At 67.4% G+C, this 17124-nt stretch carries 13 protein-coding genes; 7 read left to right on the top strand and 6 right to left on the bottom strand.

All coding sequences use genetic code 11. From position 1 onward, the window contains the following. Positions 1-107: 107 nt before the first annotated feature. From OG700_RS35425 to OG700_RS35410, 4 genes are all read right to left on the bottom strand, one after another. Positions 108-605 (bottom strand): cold-shock protein, encoded by a 498-nt coding sequence (locus tag OG700_RS35425; RefSeq protein WP_405620836.1) that lies wholly within the window; start codon positions 603-605, stop codon positions 108-110. Between the two features lie 437 nt (positions 606-1042). Further along, positions 1043-2188 (bottom strand): IS701 family transposase, encoded by a 1146-nt coding sequence (locus tag OG700_RS35420; RefSeq protein ID WP_405622207.1) that lies wholly within the window; start codon positions 2186-2188, stop codon positions 1043-1045. A gap of 371 nt (positions 2189-2559) precedes the next feature. Next, positions 2560-3981: an IS1380 family transposase gene (locus OG700_RS35415; protein ID WP_405608350.1), complete on the bottom strand. Its 1422-nt coding sequence runs from the start codon at positions 3979-3981 to the stop codon at positions 2560-2562. 102 nt (positions 3982-4083) lie between these two features. After that, positions 4084-5169 (bottom strand): prephenate dehydrogenase, encoded by a 1086-nt coding sequence (locus OG700_RS35410; RefSeq protein WP_405622205.1) that lies wholly within the window; start codon positions 5167-5169, stop codon positions 4084-4086. A 710-nt stretch (positions 5170-5879) separates the two neighbouring features. Here OG700_RS35410 and OG700_RS35405 point away from each other — a divergent pair. The 5 genes from OG700_RS35405 (at position 5880) to OG700_RS35385 (ending at position 12471) form a co-directional block, all read left to right on the top strand. Continuing rightward, positions 5880-6272 (top strand): transposase, encoded by a 393-nt coding sequence (locus OG700_RS35405; RefSeq protein ID WP_405620834.1) that lies wholly within the window; start codon positions 5880-5882, stop codon positions 6270-6272. An 843-nt stretch (positions 6273-7115) separates the two neighbouring features. Further along, the gene (locus tag OG700_RS35400; RefSeq protein WP_405620832.1) at positions 7116-8195 is read left to right on the top strand and encodes a ParB N-terminal domain-containing protein; all 1080 of its coding nucleotides are present in this window, start codon (positions 7116-7118) and stop codon (positions 8193-8195) included. A gap of 448 nt (positions 8196-8643) precedes the next feature. Further along, positions 8644-9663 (top strand): transcriptional regulator, encoded by a 1020-nt coding sequence (locus OG700_RS35395; protein WP_405620830.1) that lies wholly within the window; start codon positions 8644-8646, stop codon positions 9661-9663. Between the two features lie 208 nt (positions 9664-9871). Then, a complete protein-coding gene (gene htpG / locus OG700_RS35390; RefSeq protein ID WP_405620828.1) occupies positions 9872-11749 on the top strand; it encodes a molecular chaperone HtpG in 1878 nt (625 codons plus the stop codon). A gap of 65 nt (positions 11750-11814) precedes the next feature. Then, positions 11815-12471 (top strand): response regulator transcription factor, encoded by a 657-nt coding sequence (locus OG700_RS35385; protein WP_405620826.1) that lies wholly within the window; start codon positions 11815-11817, stop codon positions 12469-12471. 75 nt (positions 12472-12546) lie between these two features. On the opposite strand, the gene OG700_RS35380 is transcribed toward OG700_RS35385, so the two are convergent. Together OG700_RS35380 and OG700_RS35375 are read right to left on the bottom strand one after the other, a co-directional pair. Next, positions 12547-13356 carry an alpha/beta fold hydrolase gene (locus OG700_RS35380; RefSeq protein ID WP_405620824.1) on the bottom strand — a complete coding sequence of 270 codons (810 nt, stop codon included), beginning with the start codon at positions 13354-13356 and terminating at the stop codon, positions 12547-12549. A 13-nt stretch (positions 13357-13369) separates the two neighbouring features. Further along, positions 13370-14962 carry an MBL fold metallo-hydrolase gene (locus OG700_RS35375; RefSeq protein WP_405620822.1) on the bottom strand — a complete coding sequence of 531 codons (1593 nt, stop codon included), beginning with the start codon at positions 14960-14962 and terminating at the stop codon, positions 13370-13372. Positions 14963-15264: 302 nt separating this feature from the next. On the opposite strand from OG700_RS35375, the gene OG700_RS35370 reads away from it, so the two are divergent. Both OG700_RS35370 and OG700_RS35365 read left to right on the top strand, forming a co-directional pair. Beyond that, the gene (locus OG700_RS35370) at positions 15265-15480 is read left to right on the top strand and encodes an MbtH family protein (RefSeq protein ID WP_405620820.1); all 216 of its coding nucleotides are present in this window, start codon (positions 15265-15267) and stop codon (positions 15478-15480) included. Positions 15481-15881: 401 nt separating this feature from the next. Then, positions 15882-17120, top strand: a complete 1239-nt coding sequence (locus tag OG700_RS35365) for a sensor histidine kinase (protein WP_405620818.1) — start codon at positions 15882-15884, stop codon at positions 17118-17120. Positions 17121-17124: the final 4 nt, after the last annotated feature.

Raw genomic sequence — 17124 nt, 5'->3', positions numbered from 1 at the left:
GCACAGCATTCCCTGCGGCGAAAGCACGGTCGGACCGACAGCAGCGAACCGGACGCCGCTGCGGCGTCCGGTTCGCTGCTTCACCCGCGGGGCGAGACCTGCTTCGCTCAGTCCTCGATCCAGCCGTGGCTCTCGCTGAACTTCACCAGCTCATGGCGGAGCCGCAGGATCTGGTCCGCCGTCAGGGAAGGCGCCGCCGTCAGCAGGAGCTCGGTGATGTCCCGTGCGTACTCCTCGCCAGTGAGCACGTCACACATCGGATAGTCACCGTCCGCGGCCCTGGCCGCTGCCGCCTTTCCCTTCCCGTTGGGCGACGAGGGACCCGTGGTCGCCGGAGCGGCCGACGTAGCCCTGGCCGGCGCGGCGCCTCTCCCCGCAGTGGACGCGGCAGGCGCTTCGGCCCCCTGAGCGAGCTTGATGTTCGACGCCTTCAGCCCACGGTCGCCCTCCTGGACCTCGAATTCGACCGCCAGTCCCGAGTGCAGCTGCTCCTCGGGGATCAGCAGGTCGTTCACATGCAGGAAGATGTCCTCTCCACTGCTGTCGGGAGCAATGAACCCGTAGCCCCGCATGCCGTCGAACCGCACCACACGTCCGGTAGCCATACAAACCCCCAAAACACCCCGGGCCCCTTGCCCGGCCACGCAGGGATCGTAGCTCCGCATCCGGCGCGACGGCGATCTGCGCACCGTGCGCTTCACCAACCCCGGCCCGGCGCCCCTTGGACGGTGTTCGTCCTCGATCGCCGGACGGGCTGCGATCGCAGCCCGTCCGGCGATCGAGGACAGGCGCGGCCTGTGGGCCGCGCAACCCGGTCAACGTTCCCGGCCACGGCCTAGTACTGCAACCGTGTTTGCTGTGACGATGGTTTAGTCACGGGCTGTGGCCTCGTCGTTTGTAGTGGCTGACGCGTGCTCGGTGCTGTGCTCGTCGCCGCCAGTGGGACCAGTGCAGGACCTGGGCGAGTGAGGGCAGGAGGCGTGCGGTGAGGTGGGCGGTCAGGCGGCGGATTTCGGGCAGGCTCAGTGGGACAAGGTACTGGTCAGCGGATCGTGAGCCCCTTTTTCAGCTCCTGCGCACGGACCGTTGCCAGGTAGGCGTGGGCCGCCATGGCCAGCGTGATGTGCCGATACCAGGCGTGGTACTTGCGGACCTGGTAGTGGTCCAGGCCGCACTCGTTCTTCGCGGTCTGGAAGCATTCCTCGATCGTCCACCGGCGGCCGGCCACCACCAGCAGTGTGTTCAAGGTGGTGCCCTCGGGTGCGAAGCACACGTAGTAGGCGATCCCGGTGGGATCGGTGACGCTGCGACGGGCCAGAACCCAGTGCTCGACGCCCTCCTCACGCCAGGGCCGGATCGGTGCCCGGGCCCAGTCGTAGACCCGCTCGCCGTGGGCGCCCGACCCGCACGAGCGGCGTTTCCATGCCTGTCGGGGCAGGCCCGCCACCAGTTCCTCCACGACATGGTCCATGCGGGAGGCGGTTACGACAGTGTCGGTCCGACGGGTGGCCAGCACGTGGAACACCCCACGCTGTTCCAGCCAGTAGCGCAACCCCTTGACCTGCCCATATGCCTCGTCGGCCGTCAGCCACGCGAACGGCACCCGGGCTGCGAGGGTCCGTTCGATCATGGCCTTGGCGTGCTCGATCTTCGTGGCGAAGGTGACCTCGTCGGGGATCGCCGCGGTGCGGCAGCGGTCCCGGTCCTCGGTCCAGGACGCGGGCAGGTACAGCTCCCGGTCGATCAGCGTGTGGCCGACCTCGGTGGCGTAGGCCAGGAACGTGCCGACCTGGCTGTTCTCGATCCGGCCCGCCGTGCCCGTGTACTGGCGCTGGACACCGGCCGAGCGGACCCCCTTCTTCAAGAACCCGGTGTCGTCCACGACCAGGATCGCCTGCCGGTCACCGAGATGTTCCATCACGAACTCCCGCACATCGTCGCGGACTTCGTCGGCATCCCAGTCACACGTATTGAGCAGCCTCTGCAAACGGTCCGGCCGGTCATGCCCCGCGCGCTCAGCGACCGTCCACGCGTTCTTCCGCTCCAGCGACGACACCAACCCGCGCATGTAAGCCAGCGCCGACTCGCGGGGCTCCGAACGCTGAAAACGGTGCACAAACCGCTCGTGCACCTCTTCCAGCCCCACCGCCCACCGCCGCACGTCACCGATTTCGAGGTCCCCACCCATGACAAGCACAACGACCACGACGTCACGTCGTCACTGCAAACGCGGTTGCAGTACTAGGGCGTGTTGCGAAAGTAGCGCCGTCCGCCCGAAGGGCGGGGTCGACGGCGTCTGGTGCGTGCGATCGCAAGGCGGAGGATCGTTCTCGTACTGGACGTACTTGGATGATTCCGACAACGCGGCGAGTGCGCGTGCCAGGCGTCGTCGGCCAGGCGGGACTTTCGAAACACGCCCTAGCCTCGCCGTTTCAGTTGGGGTTGCTGGGCGGCTGAGCGAGGTTGTTTGAGGCTGGGTCGGCCGGTGGGCATGGTGAGGGCCCGACGCGGGGTCGGGTTCTCCGAGGTCCTTGGGTTGAGGTGGGCGGGGGTGGTGGGTCAGCCGGCGGGGCGGGGTAGTGCGGCCAGTCGGTGGAATGCGGCCGTGAGCTCGTGTCGCCAGGGCCAGGTCGCCGATATCCGGAGGCGGAGGCGGCGGCTGCCCCGGGTGATTCTGGCGGCGACGTGCAGGAGCCGGTATCGGAGTTTCTTGGGTTCGGCCGTGGCGAGTTCGCCGTCCAGGAGGAGGGTGCGGGTCCAGGCAAGGAGGTCGATCGCCGCGAGGCTGAGTTCGAGCCAGGCGGCGTTGACGCCGAAGCGGCGGGAGGGGAAGCGGCCGAAGCCGGTGGTCTTGCCGCACCGGATGTGGTCTTCGACGGTGGCGTGCTGGCGGTGGCGGACCTCCAGGAACTGGGCGGAGCCGGAGGTGAACGGGGTGTCGGTGAGAAAGACCTGGTGCCGCATGCCTTCGTCCTGGTCGAAGAGTGAGAGCTGGGCTCCGGGGTGGGGATGTTCGCGGCGGACGATGATGCGGGTGCCGTCCGGGTAGCCGGCAAGGTCGGTCATGCCGGTCAGTTCGGCGACCTCGGCGGACTCGCGGAGGGTGCCGTCCTGGTCCAGGGCGGGGTGCCAGACCTGCTCGGGCAGGGCCCGGATCGCGCGGCGGACTGGTTCGGTGACCGCGTATCCGACTGAGAAGAAGGTGCGGATTCCGCGTGTTCGCAGGTCTCGGATGTGGCTGAGGAACGCTTTCGCGGATCCGGCGCTGTCGGTGCGGATCAGGATGTCGGTGCCGTGCCGGTGGGCGTCGGGGATCTGCGCGAGAGCGTCGTCCAGAACCGCGATGTGATCCGCGGCCGTGTTGGCTCCGGAGTTTCCGGGCCGGAGGCGCCCGGACATGGCCTCGCCGGTGTTGGCCAGGAAACACAGCAGGGGGTGGAAGCCGAAGCCGCCTTTGTAGGTGGGTGCGGCCTGGACCTTCTCCGAGTGGCAGGTGATCAGCGTGGCGTCGATGTCCAGGACCAGTCCGGGCACTTCCCGCCCGCCGGCTTTCGCCGCCGGTATGCCGCAGCGGGTCTCGGATGCCTGGAGCCAGGCCACTTCCCGAGCCTGAGCCCGGGCTGAGCGCAGGCGGCCCAGTACGCGTTCATCGACGGCGGCCAGCACCCGCCAGGCAGTCGGTGTCGAGGCGATGGGGCCGAACACCTCGCGCTGGTCGCGCAGGACGGCCAGATCCGTGATGGTCTCGCCGCCGGCAGCCACCATCACCGCGAGGTCGGTCGCGATCCGGCCCGGGTCATGACCAGTACCGCGTGGCCGGAGCGGTCCGAGCGCGGTGGAGTACGCGCTGGTCAGTCCGGTGACATCGGCGAGATCAGCCAGCAGCCGTGCCCCGGCATGACCGATCACCCCCGCCCCGTCAGCAGAGACATGAAGCCTGGGACGCGAACCGATACCCTGCACGCAGAAAGTGCCTTCCACCTGGACCGACAGAACCCCTCGACAAGGTTCATCGTCCCAGCTCGGAAGGCACTTTCGCGTTCACGGCCAGCAACTGGTCGCACGCCAACTGAAACGGCGAGGCTAGCGGTGGTGCCGCCACCCGTCGTTCCGGAGGGCCTCCGCAAGCACCTCGACCAGGTCCCGGGTCACACTGAGATGGGCCAGGCCGGTCGGCTGGCCGGCCGAGTGTTCCAGCTGCACGTCCTCGACGTTGACGCCGGCGCGGGAGGCGTTGGTGAAGAGCCGGGCCAGCTCGCCCGGTTGGTCGCCGATCGCAACCGTCACCGTCTCGTACTGCTCGGGTTGCGTGCCGCGCTTGCCGGAGATCCGGGCACGCCCGGACTGGCCGCGGCGCAGCAAGCTCTCGACTGTCCGCACTCCGCTGCTGCGCTTGTCGTCGTCCGTGGCCGCCATGGCCCGCAGGCCCGCGACGGCGTCGCCCAGGCCTGCCGACAGCTCATCGAGAAGGTCGGCCACCACCAGCGCATTGGCGCTGAGGATGTCCACCCACAGGCTCGGATCCGCGGCGGCGACACGGGTCAGGTCGCGCACGCCCGGGCCCGCGAGGCTCACGGCGCGCTCCTCGGCCTGGTCCAGGAGGGTGGCGACCAGGCTCGCCATCACGTGCGGAGCGTGCGAGACGAGGCCGACCGCGCGGTCGTGGGCCGCCGCCTCCATCACCACGGGCACGGCCCCGCACATCGCGACGAGTTCGAACGTGGTGTTGAGTGTCTCGGTTTCCGTGTCGGGCGTCGGAGTGAGTACCCAGTTGCACCCCTCGAAGAGGTCCGGCCGGGCGGCGAGCGGCCCGCTGCGCTCACCACCAGCCATCGGGTGGCCGCCGACGTAGCGCGCGGTGTCGCAGGCGAGATCGACAATGTCCTGCTGCGGCCCGGCCTTCACACTGGCGACATCGGTGTAGTGCCGTGCCACGCCTTCGGCCTGCAGGCCGGCGAGGACGTGGGGCATCAGTGCCGGCGGCACGGCCACGACAGCCAGGTCCACTGTCTCCGGCGCGGCTTCCACCGTGCCGGCGCCGAGGGCGGCCGCGATTCTGGCCGTGACGGGATCCGTGTCCCGCAGGTGCACTCTCACGCCACGGGCTTGCAGAGCGAGCGCAGCCGATGTCCCTATCAATCCGGTGCCGACCACTAAGGCGTCTTCCATGGTGACCCTATCCATTCCCTTGGCCGACGACGGAGATGCTACGGGTGGACCCGGACATGCTCAATATTCCGATGGCTGCACGCACAGCCCAAGCGGCTGTACATGTGCGGCGCACTTTCCCGTCCCGTTTCATCATCCTGTCGGTAATGTCGGAATCTCTTCGCCGACGCCTTTCGAAATCCACGCCCCTCCTCCCGAGGTTCCGGCAACGGCGGCTTTATGCCTTGGTAGTTGAGACGCCCGCACAGGTCGTGATCGTTCGTGGCGCTCAGCCTCGCCGTTTCGCTCGGGTACGGCGGCGTTTGCGGCGGAAACGCGAAAGCGCCTTCCTGATCTTGGGCGATGAACCTTGCTGAGGGATTCTGTCGGTCCAGGCGGAGGGCCCTTTCTCCGTGCGGGCTATCGGGTTGCGTCCCAAGGTCCATGTCAGTGCCGATGGTGCGGGGGGGGCGGGCATGCCGGGGTACGGCTGCCGGCAGATCTCGCTGATGCCACCGGGCCGACCGCCGCGTACTCCGCCGCGCCCGGACCGCTTCGGCGGCGCGGGACCGGACATGATCCGGGCCGGATCGCCACCGACCCGGCAGTGACGCTCGCCGACGGCGGCGAGACCATCGCGGACCCGGCCGTGCTGCGGGACCAGGCAGGGGTGTTCGGCCCGATCGCCTCGACACCGACGGCCTGTCGGCTGCTCGCCGACATCGACGAGAGTGTGCCCTCCTCGCCGGCTTCCGCCCGCGCTCAGGCCCGGGAAGCCGCCTGGCCGCAGGCCGCCGAAGACGGTCGGTGGTGGTTCCGCCCAGTTCCTGGAGTTCCGTCACCGCGGCCACGCATGCGGCGAGGACCACATCCGGTGCGCGAAGACCACCGGCTTCGGCCGCTTCCCCTCCCGCGACTTCAACGTCAATGCCGCCTGGCTCGAACTCGGTCTCGCGGCGATCGACCTGCTGTCGTGGATGCGCGTCCTGCCGCTGGACGGCGAACTTGCCTCTGCCGAGCCGAAGAAGATCCGCTACCGGCTGCCGCACGTGACCGCACGCCTCACCCGCGGCGGCTGGCTTCCGCGCTTGCGGATATCAGCGGCCTGGCCCTGGAGACACTAACTCGCCACGGCTTTCCCCCGCCTGACCGCACTGCCCCGTCCCGCCGGCTGACCGGTGACTCCCTGCCCGCCCACGACACGAAAGATCTTGGAGAACCCGGCCACCGCGCCGGGCCTCCACCATGCCCAAGCAGCGAGAACACCTCACCCACCCGCCACCTGACGATCAGTGACGCCCCATCACCCCAACCGAAACGGCGAGGTTGACGCGTGGCCCCGGCGCCGCAGAGGTCACGCGCGGGGCCGGCAGAAGACAGCCGGGCGCGGCGACCCTCGGCAGCCGGCCTGTCGACCGGTCGACAGCCCGACAGGAAAGAACCTGCCATCTACACCGGGCACCCGTTCAACATGATCACCACCGCGACAAAGGGATTCACGAATTCCGCTACGCCGTCGAACACACCAGCTACCTGCTTCACAGTTCAAGCGATCGCCATCGCCGGGAATACACCCCTCACCTCAGTCAGGCTCATCTGCCGACGACTCCTGAAAGATCGCCCCCCATGATCGCATTACGTGTTCTTGCAGCTTTTGCGCTACCCGCCCGGTTGACATCGCAACACTCCAGGCTAGGCTCAGAGCGAGGGGCGTCGACGCATGATCGACGATACGCTGACGGGGGCTTGCGAGTGTTTACGGGTGTTTGAGAAACGGTCGGCTGAGTAATCAGATAGCTGATGCGCATTCACTGGCAAATGCGATCTCTTTATTTACGCACAGCCTATCCATTCCCTCATCCGGCGCGTTCAAGTACCCATCCGCGACAGTCGCGGATGGGTACGTTTTTTGCGCCGATTCGCAAAGCGTCTGCATGCCTGCACCCACTACACCACAGGGGGATGGCGTGAATAGGTTGGATTCCGGATCAAATAAGTTGCACATCGACCCAGCGAACTCATCGACAGAAACCGGGGGCTGGACGGACGACCCGTCCGGGAAATTAGTGGAGCTCCCAATATCCCTGCTGCAATTCGGTGACTCGCCCCGCCTGGCCGGGCAGGACAAAAAGTACACCGAGCTACTCGCGGAGAGTGACACGCCCCTTCCACCGATCCTGGTGAACCGGCGGAGCATGCAGGTCGTCGATGGTGTGCATCGTGTTCTGGCCGCCATCCTCAAAGGGCGGGAGACGATCGAGGTAATCCTCGTGGACGTATCACGGGATGACGCCTTCCTGCTCGCCGTCGCGTCCAATACGCAACACGGCCTACCGCTGTCGCAGGCGGACCGGCGAGCCGCGACGGCGCGACTCATCGCCTCTCACCCCCACATGTCCGATCGGGCGATCGCGCGGGCGTCCGGCCTTGGGGCGAAAAGCGTGGCGGCCATCCGGCGTTCAAGTGCCTCCGAGACACGGTTGAACAGCCGTCTCGGCAGGGACGGAAGGCTCCGGCCGGTAGACCGAGTGGCGGGCAGGCAGCGGGCGGCAGAGGTCATCGCCCGGAATCCGAAGGCGTCCTTACGGGAAGTGGCCAGGCTGGCCGGGGTCTCGCCGGCCACAGCGAGCGATGTCCGAAAGCGGCTCCTCGCGGGCGAAAACGCCGTCGGCGAGTCGACGCATTCGGCGGCTACCGCTCCACAGCCGCCCGAGTCACTCCCAGAGCCCCGGCGGAGCCAGGCGTGGAAGCCACGGGAGAAGCCCGCTTCCCTGTTGAAGCCGCTGCTGCACGACCCCTCCGTCCGCGAGGCGGAACCGGGACGGCGACTGCTGCGTTTAATGCAGTTGAACGGCATCGACGTACACAAGTGGTTCGAACTGGCCGAGGCCGTTCCGCCCCACTGCGACGCCCTCGTCATCGCTCTGGCGCGGCGGAACGCGGACACCTGGATGGAATTCGCGCAGGCGCTGGACGAGCGGGTGCCCCCATCACCTCAACTCGCCGGAGGCCAAAAGCCGGGCGGCTCCGGCGAGTTGAGGCGATAACCGCACCGTCGGCCGGTGTGGACACCCTCTCAGTGGGGGCATGGGATGTCTCGTGAAGTCAATCCCCTGGCAGCGTGAAGACCTTGCCGTGTGGCCGGCCTCCCATTGAGAGGCCCCAGTGCTCGTGGTCGACGGCCCGGCCGTCGACCACGAGCAAGACCTGCGAACCGCCGCACCCGCGGCGGGCTCCTCTCCTGCGCGTCCTCGCCGGACAGCCCTTCGCCGACCCCGACGAGATCCCCCGCACCACGAAAGGCACCACCGCCCAGCTCAACGTCCACGCAAGGCACGGAATCCGGAGCCGCTTCCCCATCCGCCGACCCGCCGCCTGCGACGCCGTTTCAAGCACCGTATGCACAGGAAGCGGTACTGGACACCGCTTATCCGACGTGTGACATTGGGGCTACCCCCCGCGAAATGGCCGCTGCCCGCACGCGAGGTGATCTGATTGCATCAGTCCGACGCCACCGCCTCTGCCCCTGTCCTGAAACAGTCGCACATGCACTGTCTCGAACCCGAGGAGGAGGCTGTCACCGTCGCGATATCGGCCCTTTTCCTAGGAGAATCGCCGCGTCTCGAGGGGCACGACCAGGAACATATCATTCGCTTGGCGGAAACCGGAAGCCCGCTTCCGCCCATTGTCGTCAACAGACGCACCATGCAGGTGATAGACGGAGCACATCGCGTATTCGCCGCCATCTTACGCGGCGAAGAAAAGATCAGAGCGGTCTTCTTCGACGGCAGCACGGAAGATGCCTTTCTTTGTGCCGTCAAAGCCAATATGGCCCACGGCCTTCCGCTGTCACTCGCGGACCGCCGCGCCGCGGCTGAGCGAATTGTCGTCTCGCACACGCAAATATCGGATCGCGCGATTGCGCGTGCCACCGGTCTGGGTGCCAAGACGGTCGCCGCCCTCCGGCGTCGTCTGGTCTTCTCCGCACCGCACCTGCACGCCCGTGTCGGCATCGACGGCAAGGCCCGCCCGTTGAACAGCGCCGAGGGGCGGCGGCGGGCCGCCCAAGTACTGGCCGCGCGCCCGCAAGCCTCGCTGCGCGAGGTCGCCAGGCTCGCAGGGATATCGCCCGCGACGGTGAGTGATGTCAAAAGACGGCTGGCGGTCGGCGAGCCACCGGTGGGGACACTTCCTTCCGCACCCGAGGCGGACACCCACGCTCGGGGGGCGGTCACGGAAGAGCCCGCTCGGCCTCGGAGCCAGCGCCGCGCAGTCCCGGTGAACCCCGACCCTGGCCACACCTTGGAGAAATTGCTGCGCGATCCCTCGCTGCGCCAGAAGCAGCTCGGTCGCGAGCTGCTGCGGCTCCTTCAGCACAACACAATTGTCATGAAGGAGTGGCCTGAGTTAATGGCCGCAGTGCCGCCGCACTGCGCAAGGACGACGGCCGACCTGGCGCGGCAGTACGCGGAGAGCTGGGTGAAGTTCGAGGAGCAGTTGCGGGGCGCCAATTGAGCCTGAACGCAGAGTGCGGTGCTGGTGGAGCAGACGTCTGTTTGCGTTCAACGGCGGACAGGTGAAAACGGCTCACCGAGCCACGCGGACACAGAGCCAAACCCACTGTCCAGGGTCGCCCTGACCCTGCGACGGTCTGTTGACCATCCAGCACAGCGCTTCCTATTCTTGATCGGATTCTTCGACCGTTGGTGCAAGAGGGGAAGCTATGACAGTGATGTCGGCCGCAGAGACGTACAGCTTTCAGGCCGAGGCGGCCCAGATTCTGGACCTCATGGCCCGTTCGCTCTACAGCAACAAAGAGATCTTTCTGCGCGAGCTGGTCTCGAATGCCTCCGACGCGATCGACCGGCTGCGGTTCGAGCGGTACGCGCAGCCCGAGTTGGCCGGCGATGAACAGGACGACGCGCCGCAGATCCGGGTCACATTCGACAAGGACGCGGGCACGATCACGATCGCCGACAACGGCATCGGCATGAGCCGTCAGGAAGTGATCGACAACATCGGCACCATCGCCCGGTCGGGCACCGCCGAGTTCCTCCGGGCGCTCACCGGGGACCAGCGCCGTGACGTCGAACTGATCGGCCAGTTCGGCGTCGGCTTCTACTCCGGGTTCATCGTCGCCGAGCGGGTGGTGCTGACCACGCGGCGGGCCGGACTGCCCGCGTCCGACGGTGTGCGCTGGTCGTCGGACGGCAAGGGCGAGTACGCGCTGGAGGCCGTCGAGCGCGCCGAGCGCGGCACCACGATCGTGCTCGAGCTGCGTGAGGGCGAGGACGAGCTGCTGAACGAGCACCGGCTGCGCTCGATCATCCAGAAGTACTCGGACCACATCAGCCAGCCGATCGTCATGGCGCAGGACGAGGCCGCGGTCAACCAGGCGTCGGCGCTGTGGGCGCGCCCGAAGAGCGAGCTGAGCGAGCAGGACTACCACTCCTACTACCGGCACCTCACCAACGACTTCGCCGATCCGCTCGCCTACGTGCACACGAAGGTCGAGGGGCGGTACGAGTACACGCTGCTGTTGTACGTGCCGTCCCGCGCACCGCACAACCTGTGGGTCCCACAGGCGCGCCAGGGCGTACGGCTGCACGTCCGGCGGGTCTTCATCCTTGAGGACACCGGGCAGTTGCTCCCCAACTACCTGCGGTTCGTGCGCGGAGTCGTCGACTCCGCCGACCTTCCGCTGAACGTCTCCCGGGAGATCCTCCAGGGCAGCCATGCCGTCGACCACATCCGGTCCAGCGCGGTCAAGAGGGTACTGAAGCTGTTCAAGGAGTTGGCGGACGAGGAGCCCGAGAAGTACGCCGCCTTCTGGAAGCAGTTCGGCGGCGTACTGAAGCAGGGCATCTCCGACGACCCTCCCCACCGGGAGGACATCACCGAGCTCCTGCGCTTCACCTCCACCCTCTCGGGCACGCAGGACGCCGACGTCTCGCTCAGCGACTACGTGGCCAGGATGAAGGAGGGCCAGGACAAGATCTACTACCTCCTGGCACCCAGCCCGGCCGCCGCCGCGGCCAGCCCTCACCTGGAGGCGTTCCGCGCCAAGGGCATCGAAGTGCTCCTGTTGGGCGAGGCGGTGGACAGCTTCGTCGTATCCGGCCCGCTGCGCGAGTACCAGGGCAAGCAGCTGCAGTCCGTCGCCCAGGGGCCGCCCGACTTCGGCGACTTGACGGACGACGCCGAGAAACAGGCCGCCGACCAGGCGGGCTCCGACTACGCCGCGCTTCTCGGCCAGCTCAAGGCGCACTTGGCGGGCAAGGCGTGGGACGTACGCGTGACCAGCCGGCTGACGACCTCCCCCGCCTGCATCGTCACCGACGGGGCGGAGACCGACTTCACCGCCGTACAGCGGCTGCGGGGCTCGGGGCTGCCCAACCAGCCGATCCTGGAGATCAACCCCGGCCACGTCCTGGTCGAGCGGCTCAACCGCGGACAGGACGACCCGCGCCTGCCCGCCTGGGCACACGTCCTGTTCGACCAGGCGGTCCTTGCCACGGGTGCCCAGATCGAAGAGCCGGCCACGTTCGTCACCCGGCTCAACGAGCTGCTGACATCTCTGACCGCGGACGCCTCCACCTGATCTCCGTCTGCTCGAACTGTGTTTGTTCACCGCCGCGTTGTCGCGGATGTGTGCCACTGTTGAGTATGCGAATTCTGGTGGCCGAGGACGAGCATTTTCTGGCGGACCTGGTGGTCGAGGGGCTGCGTGATGAGGCGATGGCGGTCGATGTCGTCTATGACGGTGCCACCGCGTTGGAGCGTCTCGCCGTCAACGACTACGACGTACTGGTCCTGGACCGTGACCTGCCCCGGGTGCACGGCGACGAGGTCTGCCGCGCCCTGGCGCAGCAGCTCGGGGGGCACGTACGCATTCTGATGCTGACCGCCTCCAGCGCGGTACACGAACGGGTCACGGGACTGAACCTGGGGGCCGACGACTACCTGGCCAAGCCCTTCGCCTTCGACGAACTGGTGGCGCGGGTCCGTGCGCTCGGCCGCCGCGCCGGGCCGCTGCTGCCCCCGGTGCTGGAGCGCGGCGACATCACACTGGACACGGCGCGTCGGCAAGCGTCCCGCGACGGGCGCTATCTGCCGCTGTCCCGCAAGGAGTACGCGGTGCTTGAAGTGCTGATGCAGGCTCAAGGCGCTGTCGTCAGCACCGAGCAACTGCTGGAACGGGCCTGGGACGAGCACACGGACCCGTTCACCACCGTCGTCAAGGTGACGATGAGCAAGCTCCGGTCCAAGCTCGGCGATCCGCCCGTCATCGTCACCGTACCGGGAAGCGGGTACAGGCTCTGAGCCCGGTACGGATGGCGCCGGAACGCCCGTCGGCGGGCCGGCGCCGCTTCCCGGCCGGCCCGCCGACGACATTGCTCAATACTTGTTGAAGAACTCCACAATCGCCTCGTTGACCGGCTCCGGGCGCTCCAGATGTCCCAGGTGCCCGCAGCCCGGAATCTCCACCAGGTCGCAGTTCGAGATGGCGTCCGCCACTTCGGCGCCGAGGCGCGGCGGGGTGACGGTGTCATCGGCGAAGGTGATGACGCGACAGGGTGCGGTGATCTTGCTGAGGTCCGATCGGCGGTCCTGGTCGGTGTCGATCCACTGCTGGCCCGCGGCGACGGTTTCCCCGTCACCGCCGGCCAGCTCGAATATCTCCAGCCAGGAAGCCACTGCCTCTTCGTCGTTGAGGGTGTCCGGGGACAGCATGTGGAGCACCGAGTTGACCGCCCGGTACTTCGGCGGCAGCTTGATCCCGCTCTCCAGTAGGGCCCGGTCCGCCGCGGACTGCGCCCGGCGCAGCACGTCTGACCGGGCACGGGTGGCCAGGAGCACCGCCGAGTGGACCAGGTGGGGGTCGCTTATGGCAATTTCCTGGGCGATCAGCGATCCCATTGAGGTGCCGACAATCCGGCACGGTGCCAGATCCAGCGCCTCGATCAGGCCCTTGGTGTCGGCGACCACGTCCGCCAGCGTGTACTTGCCCGGTGGGGCGTCCGACGGCGCGATCCCGCGGTTGTCGAAGGTGACGGTCGCGTAGCCGGCCCGGTGCAGCGCCGGCGTCTGGTGCATGTCCCATGCGTAGCCGGCCGCGGCCGACCCCATGATGAGCAGGATCGTCCTGCCGCCCCGCCCCGAGTGCTGGTAGGCGAGCCGGATCCCGTTGGATTGCAGATATGGCATCGTCGAAGACCTCTTACCAGCGCCACTCGCGCTTGTTGAACAGGTGTTCCGCGGAGACGTTCTGCGCCTTGCACCAGGTGAGGAACTCCTCGATCTGCTGGATCTGGTAGGTGTCGGGCGTGTACGTCGTCGCCATGACGTGGCCTTGCCAGCTCTCCTCACCCATGGCGTACACGTACGCCTCTCCCGCACCGAGTTCGGTCATGATCGCGGCTGCCTGCTCCGCGTTCGAACCCGACAACTTGCGCGAGTCGCTCATCTTCTTGGTCACCGGCCGGGTCAGCAGTCCCTGGTAGAGCCAGGTCAGTGGGGCACCGTCGCACTCCATGCCGAGGAACGCCTTGTCGACGCCGCCCAGGTGCGAGCGGATGTACCGGTACAGCACCGGGTCGATGCCCGAGGAGTCCGCGCCGATGAACGCCGACAGCCCGGCCAGCTGCACGAAGTAGGTCGACTTGGAGCGAATGTCGAGGTCGGAGTGCTCGCCGAGGAATGGCGTGGCCACCACCCGGGCGCCGCCCGGCAGCGGCACCTCGTCGAAGTCGTCGACCTCGATCACCGTGAAGCCCATGGACTTGAGGTAGAGGCCGATCGACGGGTCGCACAGGTTGCCCCGCGACGAGCGGGGGACCACGACCGCGTCGGTGCGTGCGCGCAGCTGCAGCAGGGTCTCCAGGACGATGTGGTCCTGGTGCCCGTGCGTGATCAGCGCCAGGTCGATGTGGTCCGGCAGGTCGTCGAGGGTGTACCGGTCGCCGTGACGGTTGTCCGTGCTGATGAAGGGATCCACCACGACAGCGGCCTCCGGGCTCTGCAGCACCAGGCACGCGTGCCCGAAGTAGCGGATCCGGCCGCCGCTGTCGATGTGCCGGTCCGGCGCGAGGCTTGGCTCCGGGACGAGCAGCCGGTCCAGCTGGGCGGCCTGGGCGCCGTCGAGCCCGAGCGCCTCGTGCAGATGGGCGGCGGTCGTACCTTCGACCCGCGCCCTCATCAGCTCGTCGAGACCGGGGTGGTCGAAGGGGATCTCCAGCTCCAGCACGTCGGGTGAGGGCAGCCGGGGGGTGCTGAGGATGAACGGTCGCTCCACACCGTCGTCGAGGGAGAGCTGGACGGATTGGCGGCGCCGGTCAAAGGCATTGCTGTGGTACAGCAGCGGCTCGATAAGGTGCGCGGACGCCTGGTTGCTGGTGTCGTAGGCCAGCTCCACCAACCCGTTCAGCGCCGCCGGCAGCTTCGGGTACAGCGGCGTGAGATCGAAGCCGGTGGCGTTCTGCCGCAGCAGCTCGTCCACCTCGGCCACGGCAGCGGCGAACGCGAGCATGTCCGCGCGCTCGCGCTTGATCGTGTCCAACAGCTCGCCGACCTCCGCCGCACGCGACTCCTCGACGTTGACGAAGTATCCGCCGCGCAGAGCCGGGTTGCCGCTGGCCGAGATGTGCACCTGCGGAGACTGGAGGTACGACTCGAGCAGCGGCACCTGCACATTCGCCAGGTTCATGGATGCCTGAGCGGGCGCAACGATATGCATCCACGCATAGAACCTGTCGACCAGTGGTTCGATGATCGTATTCGAGCGGAGAAATACTCGGTCTCGGCTGTCAGGCATCTGTGCCCTCCTGTACGGAATTTGCGCTGCCGCTTTGCCGGCGCCCGGCTCGCTGTGAACTGATTCCGCGCATACACCTACGCCGCGCGTGGTTACTAACGCACCACAGCACCCCAGTTGCGTCAACGCCGGCCTGTCTTTGTTCAACCGGCGAGAAGCCGCAGTTGAACAGCTCCGAGGTCAGCGGCACGGGCCGGTAACGCTGTATGTTCCGTCGCCTCTTGATGGGCCACGAGTGCCTATGCGAGAGTGGATCCGCTCGTCGCTGCGGTCCCTTGTCGCCGAGAAATAAGGACGGTGTGGTGCCAAATCCTTTTGAGGATCCCGACGCAAGCTATCTGGTCCTGGTCAACGATGAAGGCCAGCATTCGCTGTGGCCTGTCTTCGTGGATGTACCCGACGGTTGGAAGACCATGTTCGGCGAGGCGCCGCGGGAAGATTGCCTCGATTACATCGAGAAATCGTGGACCGATATGCGGCCCAAAAGCCTAATTGAAGCCATGAAGAGTGCTGACTGAGCTTCAGTCTTCCGTGATCGGCCGTCAGGTTCGCCTGGCGGCCGATTCACGTTCCGGTCGGTCGTGGGGAGAGAGGCAGGTATCCGGATGCACCAGGCGGTCGAGGGTCCTGGCCTGGCGCGCGACGCGACACTCGGCCTCGGCGATGGAGGGCGGCCGTCACGGCTGGACTGCGGCGTCGGCACTCCAGGCTTCGGGGTATGGCGGGAGGCCGCCACTCACACCATGACCACGAACCGGGTGCCGGCGGGGCAGTACCAGGGATTCCGCTGACGTAGCACTCGCGCATCCTGCCGGACACGGTGCTCAACGGGCTCACCACCTCTTTACCAGGGACCTGCGTCAATTGAAACCTCGGATACTGGACACCGAGTCAGCGTCCCAGGAAGCAGGTACAGGGTATGAGGCCGGTACGGATCGTGCGGCGCGTCACCTCGGTGGTCAACGGCTCGGTGCAGGCCAAGATGACGCTGCTCTACGGCGGTGTGTTCACGATCATTACCCTCGCGGTACTCGGCACCGCGCAAATGCTCCAACAGCGGGTCGTCGACAGCAAGTTCGCTGATTTCGTATCCACCGGCCCGGCATCCACGATCCAGTGCCAGACGCGGCCCCCGGCCGCTCCCTGCCCGACCGTGCCGCACGATCCGTCCCAGACCAGCCCCGCCGACGTGGCGCCCGGCCCGGGCCGCATCTCCGGCGGGACCAAGGAGCTCCAGCAGGACCTGGTATCCGCCCAGCAGATCTTCGCCCTGATCGCCATCTCGGTGATCGTGATGCTGGCCTTCACGGTGTGCTGGTGGCTCACCAAACGGATCCTGCGCCCGCTGCACCGCGTCACCGCCACCGCCCACCGCCTGTCACTGTCCACCCTGCACGAACGCATCGCGCTGACCGGACCGCAGGACGAGATCAAAGACCTCGCCGACACCTTCGACGCGATGCTCGATCGACTGGATCGCGCCGTGACGAGCCAGCGCCGTTTCGTCGCCAACGCCTCCCACGAGCTGCGCACTCCCCTGGCCATCCAGCGAACCGCGATCGAGGTCGGACTGGCCAAGCCCTCTCCCGAGCGGGTATCCCGGATCCGCGGCGAACTGCTGCGCACCATCGAGCGGTCCGAGCGGCTCATCGAGGGCTTGCTCGTCCTCGCACAGGGAGAACAGGAGCTCATCGACCGGGACCCGGTAGATCTCGCCGCCGTGGTCACTCAGGTCGTCGGAGAGCACCTCCCCTTCGCCGAGCAGCGCGGCATCACCCTCACCACCACCACCCAGCCAGTCATCGTCGCGGGCGACGAGACGCTGCTCACCCGTCTCGTCGCCAACCTGGTACAGAACGCGATCCGGCACAACAGTGCTGGTGGTTACGTCATTGTCGACCTGTCTCCCGACGGTGGGCTGGTGGTCTGCAACTCCGGCCCGCACGTCCCCGCGGAGCAGGTCGACGAGCTGTTCGAGCCGTTCCGACGGCTGGCCGCAGACCGGACCGCATCGTCCGAAGGCTCGGGCCTCGGGCTGTCCATCGTCGCCGCCATCACCCAGGCCCACGACGGCACCGTGCACGCGACGGCCAACTCCGAGGGCGGGCTCTGGGTCACCGTGGCCCTCCCGGCCCACGCCCCGGTGCTGGCCTCCTGAGCCA

Origin of the sequence: Streptomyces sp. NBC_01508 (genome assembly GCF_045040315.1) — a bacterium.
Classification (GTDB): Bacteria; Actinomycetota; Actinomycetes; order Streptomycetales; family Streptomycetaceae; genus Streptomyces.
The sequence above is the reverse complement of the archived record's forward strand: the minus strand, read 5'-3'. Positions and strand labels throughout refer to the sequence as shown.

Bases quoted from the DNA above. Each gene is read 5' to 3' on its own strand.
- OG700_RS35425 (WP_405620836.1), bottom strand. From the start codon at position 605: ATGGCTACCGGACGTGTGGTGCGGTTCGACGGCATGCGGGGCTACGGG.
- OG700_RS35420 (WP_405622207.1), bottom strand. From the start codon at position 2,188: ATGGGTGGGGACCTCGAAATCGGTGACGTGCGGCGGTGGGCGGTGGGG.
- OG700_RS35410 (WP_405622205.1), bottom strand. From the start codon at position 5,169: ATGGAAGACGCCTTAGTGGTCGGCACCGGATTGATAGGGACATCGGCT.
- htpG (WP_405620828.1), top strand. From the start codon at position 9,872: ATGACAGTGATGTCGGCCGCAGAGACGTACAGCTTTCAGGCCGAGGCG.
- OG700_RS35385 (WP_405620826.1), top strand. From the start codon at position 11,815: ATGCGAATTCTGGTGGCCGAGGACGAGCATTTTCTGGCGGACCTGGTG.
- OG700_RS35380 (WP_405620824.1), bottom strand. From the start codon at position 13,356: ATGCCATATCTGCAATCCAACGGGATCCGGCTCGCCTACCAGCACTCG.
- OG700_RS35375 (WP_405620822.1), bottom strand. From the start codon at position 14,962: ATGCCTGACAGCCGAGACCGAGTATTTCTCCGCTCGAATACGATCATC.
- OG700_RS35365 (WP_405620818.1), top strand. From the start codon at position 15,882: ATGAGGCCGGTACGGATCGTGCGGCGCGTCACCTCGGTGGTCAACGGC.